The sequence below is a fragment of the Acerihabitans sp. genome (genome assembly GCF_036398755.1).
In the GTDB taxonomy this organism is placed as follows: domain Bacteria; phylum Pseudomonadota; class Gammaproteobacteria; order Enterobacterales; family Enterobacteriaceae; genus Acerihabitans.
In genome coordinates, this window is sequence record NZ_DASWOM010000132.1 from 1 (window position 1) to 12,416 (window position 12,416).

Here is a 12,416-nt window from a genome sequence, read left to right on the forward strand (position 1 = left end):
TTGTGTTTCGATACGGTCTTGTGAGTGCCCACACAGATTGTCTGATAAATTGTTAAAGAGCATGGCCGGGGAGGTCTAAATCTCACCTGGCGCGGGTTGCGTATATTACGTTTTCCCGCTGAAGAGTCAAGCTTTTATTTGCTTTAGCAAAGCGCTTTTCCCTTCCCGACCCGGCCCGTCGCAGCGGTTAATCCCGGTCAGTGGAGGCGCATTATAGGGACTTATTAACGTCTGACAAGGCTTTATCCGCAAAAAAATACTGATCGGTTTATTTTTCGACAATGAATGTAAAAAATCAGGGATCGCCGCTGCATTTACAACATTTGTCCCGCCATCGAGACGCGCGAAAGTTTACTATGAAGTGAATTAAATCAGTACAGGACAGGCCACGATGCACTTAACAGCGCAACAGCAAGCCGCACAGCGAAACCTTTCCTATCTTCTGGCCGAGAAGCTGGGGCAGCGTATTTTGGCCGGTGAGTATGTAGCTGGGGATATATTGCCCGGAGAAATAGAGCTGGGCGATCTTTTTGGCGTCAGCCGAACCGCGGTGCGGGAAGCGGTGAAAATATTGGCCGCCAAAGGGATGCTTTTACCCAGGCCGCGTATCGGTACCCGGGTGTTGCCGCGCCATCAGTGGAATTATCTCGACCAGGAATTGCTGAGTTGGTGGGTGACCCGGGAAAACTTCGACGATGTCATGGCGCACTTTCTGATTATGCGCACCAGTCTTGAACCGCAGGCCTGCGCATTGGCCGCCATCAATGCGGCGGAAGACGAGAAGTATAAACTGGTGCTGCTTATGGAAGAGATGAGCGCGCTGCACAAGCGTTTTGACCGGGAGCGTTGGATAAGCGTCGACGCCCAATTCCATCGGCATATTTACGAAATAAGCGGAAATCCGTTTCTTTCCTCGTTTGCCAATCTGTTCAGTTCCATTTACCAGAACTATTTCCGCGCCATCGTCAGCGATGAAGTCGTTAAGTTAGGTTCCCACCAGGCGATCGTAGACGCCATATTGGCATCCGATTCTCCTGCAGCCTTGGCAGCCTGCCAGCGGTTGCTGGCGGAAAATGACTGATAAGGCCCAGACAGCAGCAGCGGTGAAATAGCGAACCGGTATGATATGGCACTAGCCTATAAGTGACACCGGACTGGGGACATCAGATTTCCACCTGGGTGCCCAGTTCAATTACCCGGTTAGGTGGAATCAGGTATTGATCAGGAGCCCTTAGCGCATTTCGGCTCAGCGCAATAAACAACTTGCCACGGATAAGCAGATACCACGGCCGTTTACCCAGAATCAGCGATTCATGGGACATAAAAAATGATGTTTCCATCATCCGGCAGGATAAGCCTTCCAGACCGCACCTGTGGAAAATTTCTTCCATATCAGGGGTCTCTTTGAAGCCGTAATTGGCCACAACCCGCCAGAAAGTCGGCGAAAGCTGTTCAATGGTGACGCGCCGGACGTTATGTACAAACGGCGCATCTTCCGTTCTGAGTGTCAACAGTACCACCCGCTCATGCAGGACCTTGTTATGTTTGAGGTTATGCAGTAACGCAAACGGAATGACATTCATGGCGCGAGACATGAACACCGCCGTACCGGACACTCTTACCGGCGGTGATTTTTCCAATGACGCAATCATGGCCTCAAGGGAATTGCCATGCTCATGCAAGCGGCGCAATAGCCGAAAACGTTCGCTTTTCCAGGTTGTCATGACGATAAACATCAGGAAGCCCAGCAGCAACGGCAGCCAGCCGCCGGAAAATATCTTGAGGACATTGGCGGAAAACATCGGGACATCCATTCCCAGCAGCACCACCAGCAAAATAATCACCAAAAAACGATTCCAATGCCAGTTTTTCACGGCGACGGTACAGGACAGAATGCTGGTGATAACCATGGTGCCGGTCACGGCAATGCCGTAAGCCGCCGCCAGATTGCTTGAGTGCTCGAAACTCAGGATCACCAGCACCACCGCCGTATAAAGCAGCCAATTGATAAAAGGAATATATATCTGGCCGGATTCCATTTCGGAGGTATGGACGATACGCATAGGGGGCAAATATCCCAAACGAACCGCCTGGCGCGTTAAGGAGAAAACTCCGGATATCACCGCCTGGGAAGCAATAACCGTGGCGAGGGTAGCCAGAATCAATAGCGGAATCAACGCCCAGTCAGGTGCCAGCAAAAAGAACGGATTTTTTATCGCAGCGGGGTGCTTCAGCAATAACGCCCCTTGGCCGAAATAATTCAATACCAGCGAAGGTAATACCGCACTGAACCATGCGAGGCGAATAGGCAGCTTGCCGAAATGTCCCATATCGGCATACAGCGCTTCTACCCCGGTAATGGCCAGCACCACTGCGCCAAGTGCAAAAAAGGATACTGCTTTATATTGGATAAAAAAATCCACCGCCCACTTGGGATTTAATGCATAGAGCACTTCAGGATTGATCCAGATTCCCCTGATGCCGAGAACAGCTAAGGTAAAAAACCACAACACCATGACAGGGGCGAATAATTTACCGATTCCGCCGGTTCCTTTTTTCTGTATGGCGAACAATAAGGTCAGAACCAAAACCGACAATGGAACGATATAGGTGTCCAGGGAGGGAGCGGCAATTTGCAGCCCTTCAATGGCCGAAAGCACTGAAATAGCCGGCGTTATTACTACCTCGCCATAGAAGAAGCTGCCGCCGATGAGGCCCATGATAACCAGAACCCAGGTTAAACGGGCAGAAGTGTTCCTGCCGGCCAGCGACATCAGCGTCAATATCCCCCCTTCGCCGGAATTATCCGCTTTCATTACGAAGGTCAGGTATTTAAACGAAACGATGAGTATCAGCAGCCAAAATATCAATGAGAGGAAGCCGAATACTGCTCCCCGCTCAACGCCAAAGCCATAATGACCGGCCAGGCATTCTCTGAGGGTATATAGAGGACTGGTACCGATATCTCCATAAACCACGCCAATTGCGGCTAAGGTGACCGCCGGCAAGGATTGCTTTATCTCTCTGCTCATAACCTCTTCGCGCTGTAGTGTATCCGTAAGCGTTTGGTGGGCTTCGTCCTGAGCTCATCAAAAAGCGCACAGTATGCATGAAACTTGAAGAATACCTAATTTAATATCATCTTTATGAGTATAAAAAACGGTCGGCCAGTCCATCGACCCGCTGATGGACATATCTTTTCTCACCTATCATTCTAAAAATGAGTGGTTTATTGTTCTGGAATCACTCTTTTTGGGTTAACGCATTCATTATGGCTCATTCATCACTTCTGGTTGAGAGAATTTATCGTCTGAGCAATGCTTTGGAAAGCGGACTTTATGAGCGGCAACATACTATCCGTCTCTGTCTGCTGGCGGCATTGTGCGGTGAAAGCGTCTTTTTACTCGGGCCGCCCGGTATCGCCAAAAGCCTTATTGCCCGGCGGATTAAACTGGCGTTCAGCCACGCCAGGGCCTTTGATTATCTCATGACCCGCTTCTCCACGCCGGAAGAGGTATTCGGTCCCCTGTCACTGCAGGCGCTAAAAGAAGATGGTCGTTATGAACGGCTGACCAAGGGATATTTGCCGGAAGCGGAAATCGTTTTTCTCGATGAAATCTGGAAAGCAGGTCCGGCTATTCTGAACACATTATTAACTGCCATTAATGAACGGCGGTTTCGTAACGGTGATAAAGAGCAAGCACTTCCGATGAGGTTGCTGATTACCGCCTCCAATGAATTACCGGATGCTGAAAGCGGCTTGGAGGCCCTTTATGATCGCATGCTGATTCGTCTGTGGCTGCATAAGGTAAAAGATAAATCCAATTTCCACGCCCTGCTGACCCATCCGGCGGAGCCGGGTGGGCAAACCATCCCTGAGTCGGTGAGAATCAGCGATGAGGAGTATCGGTCCTGGCAGTCGCAAATCGATCAGGTCAGCTTATCATCGGAATGCTTCGAATTGATTTATCAATTACGCCAGCGCCTGGACGCGCTGACGGATGCGCCCTACGTTTCCGATCGGCGCTGGAAAAAAGCGCTGCGTTTATTGCAAGCCTGCGCTTTTTTCAGCGACCGGCAAGCCATCGCACCGGTGGATATCATTCTGCTCACCGAATGTTTATGGCATGACCCCGATAGCCTAAGCCTCATAGAGCAGCAGGTGGAAGGGGTGATTCTGGAACACGGTTACCAACAGCAGGCCATGCTGTTAAAAATCCAGGAAATTATCCGGCAAAAAATAGAGCATCGGCATAGGCACAGCGCCAGTGAATCTATAACGGTGGATGCGAAAAAGGGATTGATGGCCCGTCGGCCTGTCTACTCTCTGCCGGAGGCGCTCAATGACAAAACGCTGGTGCTGGTATTACAAACTCCATTGGTTTTACAGGATATACAGGTCACCCATATCGCCGTGGAGCGGGATACTTTACAGCAATGGCTGGTGAAAGGCGGGGCGTTGAAAGCACGACTGAATAACATCGGTTTTGCCCAACCGCTGGAGGCGCGGATAAACGAGCAGCAGCAATTGGAAGTGCTGGATATCAGCCGGCGGGCCTCGTTGCTGGCGCGTGAGAGCAGGCTTTCCACTGAGGAGTTGCCCTCGGAGCTCAATGAAGCCCTGGTCGGTGTGGAACGGCAATTTAACCAGCAACGCAGTCGTTTCAGCGAACACCAATCCTGTCTGTTTATCACTAAAGACTGGGTGGCTAAAATCGAAGCCAGCTTATTGGAAGTCTCACAACAGCTTCAACTGGCCAGACAAGGCTAACCTATCATGCTGGCTTTAACCACGCTGGACATGTTTTTGTCGATTAACGACAGTGAACTGCTGGATAACTTTATCCTGACGCTGCTTGCCAGTCCGCAATTAGCGGTTTTCATGGAGAAATACCCTTCGCTTAAGAAAGCCCTTCTACATCGAACCCCGCTGATAAAGCAGCGATTGGAACAAACGGTAAAAGAGACCAGGGTGCCGCCGGAACTGGCTGCTGAGTTCCAGGCGTTTCAAGAGTGTCAGTTAATGGCGCAGAACGCCTTTAATGCGGCATTGCCGCAGATATTGGCCCGGCTGGAACGGCTGGGTTCGCCTTTTTCCTCTCAGGCCCGGACGTTGACCAGAAACGCAACCCTGAACAACACGCGGCCCGAAAGCAGCTTCCAGGTACTTTTTCTCCAGCGCTGGCGGCTAAGTCTGACCTTTCAGGCCACCACGCTGCATCAGCAGTTGCTTGAACAGGAACAGGATATATTGCTCGAGGAACTACAGCAGCACCTGGCGGCCAGCGCCGCATTGGTGCCGTTACTGGCGGAAAACGACAATTCGGCGGGAAAGTTGTGGGATATGACCGCCGGACAGTGGCAGCAGCTGGATTATCGTCAGCTGGTGCATTATGGCGAATTCTTGCGGCAACAACCCGAGCTGCAGGCCCTGGCTGATCAGTTGGGCCGCAGCCGCCATGCGAAAACCCATGCAGTAGCGGAAGCCACCCAGCAATGGGTTCGATTGATGATCCGCGAACCGGCGATACTTCCGGAGGAAGTCAATGGTATTCATCAAAGCGACGATCTGCTGCGATTGCTGCCTTCCGAGCTGGTTACCCTTGGGATAAGCGATCTTGAGTTTGAGTTTTATCGCCGTCTGCTGGAAAAACGCCTTTTGACCTATCGATTACAAGGGGATACCTGGAGGGAGCGTATCAGTCAGCGGCCGGCACGGAGCGAGCGTATGGAATCGCAGCCCCGGGGACCCTTTATCGTTTGCGTAGATACATCCGGTTCCATGGGCGGCATTAACGAGGAATATGCAAAGGCATTTTGCCTGGCATTAATGCGCATTGCCCTGACGGATGACCGCCGTTGTTATGTCACTCTTTTTTCGACCGGAATGGTGAGCTATGAGCTCACGGCGCCGTCGGGACTGGAACAGGCAATTCGTTTTCTCGGACAAAGCTTCCGGGGAGGGACCGATCTCGTCGCCTGCCTGAGCGCGCTGGCGGATAAATTGGATACTCCACCCTGGAGGGACGCGGATGCGGTGGTGATTTCCGACTTTATTGCGCAGCGGTTGCCAGATGAACTGATTACCCGCATCAGGCATCAGCAGCAGCGGCAAACGCAGCGTTTTCATGCTGTCGCCCTGTCAGCGATGGGAAAACCGGGTATTCTGAAGATATTTGATCATATCTGGCGGTTCGATACCGGTTTAAGAAGCCGGTTGATGCGTTTCTTGCGCCGCAGAAACTAAGCAATGCCTGGCGATATGCCGCGATGACGCGGACCGTTCATCGGCTATACAGAGGAAACCATGTCGGACCTATACCAGATAGATGACCTTGACCGCGCTATTTTAAAGGCATTAATGGCCAATGCCCGTACCGCTTATGCCGAACTGGCCAAGCAGCTTGCGGTCAGTGCCGGTACTATCCATGTGCGGGTGGAAAAGATGAAGCAGGCGGGCATTATCACCGGCGCCCGGGTGGATGTCAGCGCCAGGCATCTGGGCTACGACGTGTGCTGCTTTATCGGCATTATTTTAAAAAGCGCCAAGGACTATCCTTCGGCGCTCAAGAAACTCGAGGATCTGGAGGAAGTGGTGGAAGCCTATTACACCACCGGCCACTACAGTATCTTTATCAAAGTCATGTGCCGCTCCATCGATGCCCTGCAACAGGTACTTATCAACAAGATCCAGACCATTGATGAAATTCAGTCAACAGAGACGTTGATCTCGCTGCAGAACCCCATCAGCCGTACCATTGTGCCTTAAAGGTTATTTCTTATACCCCTATTATCCACAGGTAGATCCCAGGCCGTACACAGCGTACAATATCGGCTCATTTATCAGGTGGGAATAATATGGCCGATGTAACGTTAATCTCCGGCAGTACCCTGGGTAGCGCCGAATACGTGGCCGAGCATATCGCCGGTCTGTTGGAGCAGCAGGGATTCACCACCGAGATTTTGCACGGTCCCGAATGGGAAGAGCTGAGTCCGCAGGGGCTTTGGCTGATTATCACCTCCACCCATGGCGCCGGAGAGTTGCCCGACAACCTGCAGCCTTTATTTGAACAAATGGCCGCCGATCGCCCCTCGCTTTCTGGTGTGAAATATGGCGGTATAGGGATCGGCAGCAGTGAATACGATACCTTTTGCGGCGCCATCGAAGAGGTTGATCGTCAAATGATCGCATTAGGCGCGGCACGGATCGGTGAGATATTGAAGATCGATATCACTCAGCATGAAATTCCCGAGGATCCGGCTGAAGAGTGGGCCAAAAAGTGGATCGGTTTGATTAAATCGTAAAAAATATCTTCTTTTTATGTGTATAACATAGTTTAAAACCGGCTTATAACCGGTAGTTATCCACTGTATAACCTTTGCTCGCTTATTGAGCTGTGCATAAGTAGCGATCTTGATCCCAGCTTATACCGTGCAGGATCACCATTCATTCACAGCAATCGATCGTCCGCAATAAGTTGTTTTTCATGATGAAAAACGGCTTATCCACAGAAGATCGCGATCCTAGTAGTAGAGGTAATAAAGAGATCTTTAAATAAAAAGATCTTTCTTTAATTACTCAGGGATCCCCGGGGCTTGTATCACTTTCAAAGTTGAGTAGAATCCACATTCCCGGAAGATCCAGACGATCCTTTGCTCCCAGAAACGAGGTTTATGCAACATGTTTTATCCCGATCAGTTTGACGTCATTATCATTGGTGGCGGCCATGCCGGAACTGAAGCGGCCATGGCGTCGGCTCGTATGGGATGTAAGACCCTGTTATTGACGCATAATATCGATACCCTCGGGCAAATGTCCTGTAATCCGGCCATCGGCGGCATAGGGAAGGGCCATCTGGTGAAGGAAATTGATGCTATGGGCGGTCTTATGGGAAAAGCCATCGACCGTGCCGGCATTCAGTTCAGGATACTAAACGCCAGTAAAGGACCTGCGGTTCGAGCTACCAGGGCTCAGGCGGATCGGCTGCTTTACCGATTGGCGATCCGGACCGCTCTGGAGAACCAGCCCAACCTCATGATCTTCCAGCAGGCGGTGGAGGATCTGATCGTTGAAAACGATCGGGTGGTGGGCGCGGTGACGCAGATGGGGCTCAAATTCCGCGGACGTTCGGTGGTGTTAACCGTCGGCACCTTCCTGGACGGCAAGATCCATATCGGCATGGATCATTACAGCGGCGGCAGGGCCGGCGATCCGCCGTCCATCGCCCTGTCAAAACGCTTGCGTGAATTGCCGTTCCGGGTCAAGCGGCTGAAAACCGGCACCCCGCCCCGCATCGATGCCCGCACCATCGATTTTAGCGTCCTGGCCACGCAACAAGGCGATAACCCGCTGCCGGTCTTTTCGTTTATGGGGTCAGTGACGGACCATCCCCGCCAGGTGCCTTGTTATATTACCTATACCAATGAACGGACCCATGAGGTCATCCGTCAAAATCTCGATCGCAGCCCGATGTATACCGGCATCATCGAGGGCGTGGGTCCGCGATATTGTCCTTCCATCGAAGATAAGGTCATGCGCTTCGCCGATCGCGATTCCCACCAGATTTTCCTTGAACCGGAAGGGCTCACCAGCAACGAGGTCTATCCTAACGGCATCTCCACCAGTTTGCCCTTCGATGTGCAGATGAAAATCGTGCATTCCATGAAAGGCCTGGAAAACGCCCTGATCGTCCGCCCTGGCTATGCCATCGAGTATGATTTTTTTGATCCCCGCGATTTGAAACCGACGCTGGAAAGCAAATACATCGCCGGCCTGTTCTTTGCCGGACAGATTAACGGCACTACCGGTTATGAAGAAGCCGCTGCCCAGGGCATGCTGGCTGGTATCAACGCAGGGCGCGCCGCCAAGGATTTGGAGGGATGGTTCCCAAGGCGGGATCAAGCCTACTTGGGAGTTCTGGTGGACGATTTATGCACCCTGGGGACGAAAGAGCCTTATCGTATGTTCACTTCTCGTGCCGAATACCGTTTGCTGCTGCGTGAAGATAACGCTGATTTGCGGCTTACCGAAACCGGCAGGGAGTTGGGGCTGGTGGATGACGAGCGCTGGGCGCGCTTTAGCGAAAAACAGGAAGGTATCGAACGGGAACGCCAGCGCCTGCGCGACCTGTGGGTACACCCTCGCACCGATGAAGTGGAAAAGATCAACTCCCTGCTGAAAAGCCCGTTGACTCGCGAGGCCAGCGGCGAAGAGCTGCTGCGCCGCCCCGAAATGACCTATGACATTCTCACGTCATTACCGATGTTTTCGCCGGCGTTAGCCGATGCGCAGTCAGCGGAACAGGTGGAAATCCAGGTCAAATACCAAGGCTATATTTCACGACAGCAGGATGAAATCGACAGGCAGCTGCGTCATGAAAACACCCTGCTGCCGGTTGATTTGGATTACCTGCACGTGGCGGGCTTGTCCAACGAGGTGATTGCCAAACTCAACGATCATAAACCGGGTTCTATCGGCCAGGCGTCCCGCATCTCCGGGGTGACGCCCGCCGCAATCTCGATTTTGCTGGTCTGGCTTAAAAAGCAGGGTTTGTTGCGCCGCAGCGCCTGACATGCTGTTAGGTCAGGCGCTGCGGCACCGTTAAAGGATGTATGCATGTTAGCTAAACTGGATGCCCTGCTGGCTCAGGGGGGAATTATGCTGTCCGATCGGCAAAAACAGCAATTGCTGCTTTACGTTCAGCTGCTCGACAAATGGAACAAGGCTTATAACCTGACGTCGGTGCGCGATCCCGAACAGATGTTGATACGCCATATCATGGACAGCATCGTGGTGAATGCCCATTTACAGGGACAGCGCTTTATCGATGTGGGCACCGGGGCCGGCTTGCCGGGCGTTCCCTTGGCCATTGTCCGACCCGCGTCCCGTTTCACCCTGCTGGACAGCCTGGGCAAGCGTATCCGGTTTTTACGCCAGGTGCAGCATGAGCTGCAATTGGAGAATATTGAAACGGTGCAAAGCCGTGTTGAGGATTATATTCCGCCGGCGCCTTATGACGGTATCATTAGCCGCGCGTTCGCTTCCGTTAACGATATGCTGTCCTGGTGTGAACATTTGGCCTCGCCCGGCCAGGGCCGGTTTTATGCCCTTAAAGGAACGATCCCGGCAACCGAACTGGCGGAACTGCCCGCGGGGTTCGAGATGGAGTCAGTGATAAGACTCGATGTTCCAACGTTGGCGGAAGAGCGTCATTTGGTGATTATGGGGCGGCGCTAAAATTGTTTTTTATCAATAAAAAGTCGAATAGCACCGTAGGGATAATTCAGTCAATGAACAGGTAGTGAAGTAATAATATTTCAAATATTGTTCACTATTATTTAACATTTAAAGATCATCTTTGTGGGCATAAATTTAGTTTTAACTCTAATAGTCACTATAGAAAATATATGTGTCGAAAAATGTCAATGATATTCCCTTATAGGATGGGAAAAAAAACTCCTGGTATTTTCCCTTTGACCGGATTGGCGGCCTATAAAGCCTATTTTATAATAAAAAATATATAACTTAATGATATTTATCATTTTTATTGGAAATGATTTGCTGAAGTCGACAAGGTGTATTGAGCTGACAGAGAGACTTCCTTCTTATAAATGTGATCATGCGCACAGTTTGATATGTAATAATTGCTCAAGCAGTATGAAGTTATGCATGGTATGATTCCTGCGCTTTATAGCGAAAAACGGGCAAAACGAACTGATTTAAATTATTGTTCACCTTTTCGCTACTTATGGATTGAATTCATAGTATCGACCCGTATAATTTGCACGTTTTTAGCTGCTTGACTCATGACGCTAAAGGCAGTTTTATACACCTTCAGTCTGACCAGAACGGGTGCGGAGAGAAGTTAAGTCATGTCCTTATCCCTCTACAGCGGGAAAGTCGCCGGAAAGTTGTTATTTATCCAGCTAATGACTTTTGTTCTGGTAAGCGCACTGTTTGCGCTGTTCAATTCGCATTGGAGCGCTTCCGCCCTGAGCGGTGGGCTGGCGGCTTGGCTGCCGAACATATTGTTTGTGCTGTTTGCCTGGCGCCATCAGGTAAATGTTCCGGCCTCGGGACGTGTTGCCTGGTCGTTTGCCATCGGAGAGGCGCTCAAGGTCGTCGTTACGATAGTCTTGCTTATCGTGGCGCTTGAGGTGTTCAGGGCTGCGTTTGTTCCATTGGGCCTGACCTATTTATCGGTGCTGATTGTGCAGATATTGGCACCGGCCGTAATTAACAACAAAGGGTAAGAGGCATCATGTCTGCATCAGGAGAAATCTCTACTCCACAGGAATACATAGGGCATCACCTGAATAACCTTCAGCTGAACCTGCGTACTTTCGAACTGGTTAATCCCCACAACGGCCCGGCAACATTCTGGACGCTGAACATTGACTCCATGTTCTTTTCCTTGCTGCTGGGCGTGATCTTTATCTGGATTTTCGGTCGTGTCGCCAAAGGCGCCACCAGCGGCGTTCCCGGTAAACTGCAAACCGCCGTTGAACTGATTATCGGGTTTGTTGATGGCAGCGTACGGGATATGTTTCACGGCAAAAGCAAGCTTATCGCTCCGTTGGCGTTAACCATTTTCGTCTGGGTTTTTCTGATGAACCTGATGGATTTGCTGCCAATCGATTTGCTGCCTTATATCGGCGAACATGTTCTCGGGTTACCGGCGTTGCGCGTTGTTCCTTCCGCCGACGTGAATATCACGATTTCTATGGCCTTGGGCGTATTCATCCTCATTTTGTTCTACAGCGTGAAGATGAAAGGCATCGGCGGTTTTATCAAAGAACTTACCATGCAGCCGTTCAACCATTGGGCCTTTATCCCCATCAACTTTATTCTCGAAGGCGTTAGCTTGCTGTCCAAACCGGTTTCATTGGGCCTTCGGTTGTTTGGCAATATGTACGCGGGTGAGTTGATTTTCATCCTGATTGCCGGTCTGTTACCGTGGTGGTCTCAATGGATTCTCAATGTGCCCTGGGCCATTTTCCATATACTGATCATTACGTTACAAGCCTTTATCTTTATGGTGCTGACGATTGTCTATCTTGCGATGGCGTCTGAAGAACACTGATACTTTTTACAATAATGTTGCGTTTAATCTGAAACAAACTGGAGACTGTCATGGAAAACCTGAATCTCGATCTGCTGTACATGGCTGCCGCTGTGATGATGGGTCTGGCGGCAATCGGTGCTGCGATCGGTATCGGCATCCTGGGTGGCAAATTTTTGGAAGGGGCAGCGCGTCAGCCGGATCTGATTCCTCTGCTGCGTACTCAGTTCTTTATCGTTATGGGCCTGGTTGACGCCATCCCCATGATCGCTGTGGGTCTGGGACTGTACGTGATGTTTGCCGTAGCGTAATGTGTACCATTGCGTGTAATTAATACAACATCAAACCGTTAAC

The 12,416-nt window shown here is 51.0% G+C and carries 11 protein-coding genes; 10 read left to right on the top strand and 1 reads right to left on the bottom strand.

Translation table 11 applies throughout. From position 1 onward, the window contains the following. Nucleotides 1–391: 391 nt before the first annotated feature. Complete coding sequence (locus VGC33_RS21180) at nt 392–1,081, top strand: FadR/GntR family transcriptional regulator (RefSeq protein WP_132924143.1); 690 nt, start codon at nt 392–394, stop codon at nt 1,079–1,081. A gap of 82 nt (nt 1,082–1,163) precedes the next feature. Here VGC33_RS21180 and kup read toward each other — a convergent pair whose 3' ends face one another. Further along, on the bottom strand, nt 1,164–3,032 hold the full coding sequence (kup, locus tag VGC33_RS21185; RefSeq protein WP_132924142.1) for a low affinity potassium transporter Kup: 1,869 nt from the start codon (nt 3,030–3,032) through the stop codon (nt 1,164–1,166). A gap of 239 nt (nt 3,033–3,271) precedes the next feature. Between kup and ravA the strand changes: the two genes are divergently transcribed. The 9 genes from ravA (at nt 3,272) to atpE (ending at nt 12,373) form a co-directional block, all read left to right on the top strand. After that, a complete protein-coding gene (gene ravA, locus VGC33_RS21190) occupies nt 3,272–4,771 on the top strand; it encodes an ATPase RavA (RefSeq protein ID WP_203524211.1) in 1,500 nt (499 codons plus the stop codon). 6 nt (nt 4,772–4,777) lie between these two features. Beyond that, on the top strand, nt 4,778–6,247 hold the full coding sequence (viaA, locus tag VGC33_RS21195; protein ID WP_132924140.1) for an ATPase RavA stimulator ViaA: 1,470 nt from the start codon (nt 4,778–4,780) through the stop codon (nt 6,245–6,247). A 60-nt stretch (nt 6,248–6,307) separates the two neighbouring features. Then, nucleotides 6,308–6,769: a transcriptional regulator AsnC gene (gene asnC, locus VGC33_RS21200; protein ID WP_132924139.1), complete on the top strand. Its 462-nt coding sequence runs from the start codon at nt 6,308–6,310 to the stop codon at nt 6,767–6,769. Between the two features lie 89 nt (nt 6,770–6,858). After that, nucleotides 6,859–7,305: an FMN-binding protein MioC gene (gene mioC, locus VGC33_RS21205; protein ID WP_203524212.1), complete on the top strand. Its 447-nt coding sequence runs from the start codon at nt 6,859–6,861 to the stop codon at nt 7,303–7,305. Nucleotides 7,306–7,681: 376 nt separating this feature from the next. Further along, a complete protein-coding gene (mnmG, locus tag VGC33_RS21210) occupies nt 7,682–9,571 on the top strand; it encodes a tRNA uridine-5-carboxymethylaminomethyl(34) synthesis enzyme MnmG (protein ID WP_203524213.1) in 1,890 nt (629 codons plus the stop codon). Nucleotides 9,572–9,616: 45 nt separating this feature from the next. Further along, nucleotides 9,617–10,237 carry a 16S rRNA (guanine(527)-N(7))-methyltransferase RsmG gene (gene rsmG / locus VGC33_RS21215; RefSeq protein ID WP_203524214.1) on the top strand — a complete coding sequence of 207 codons (621 nt, stop codon included), beginning with the start codon at nt 9,617–9,619 and terminating at the stop codon, nt 10,235–10,237. 635 nt (nt 10,238–10,872) lie between these two features. Beyond that, nucleotides 10,873–11,253 (top strand): F0F1 ATP synthase subunit I, encoded by a 381-nt coding sequence (gene atpI, locus VGC33_RS21220; protein ID WP_203524215.1) that lies wholly within the window; start codon nt 10,873–10,875, stop codon nt 11,251–11,253. 8 nt (nt 11,254–11,261) lie between these two features. Next, a complete protein-coding gene (gene atpB / locus VGC33_RS21225; protein ID WP_132924134.1) occupies nt 11,262–12,083 on the top strand; it encodes a F0F1 ATP synthase subunit A in 822 nt (273 codons plus the stop codon). 50 nt (nt 12,084–12,133) lie between these two features. Beyond that, nucleotides 12,134–12,373, top strand: coding sequence for a F0F1 ATP synthase subunit C (gene atpE / locus VGC33_RS21230; protein WP_132924133.1), 240 nt, complete (start codon nt 12,134–12,136; stop codon nt 12,371–12,373). Nucleotides 12,374–12,416: the final 43 nt, after the last annotated feature.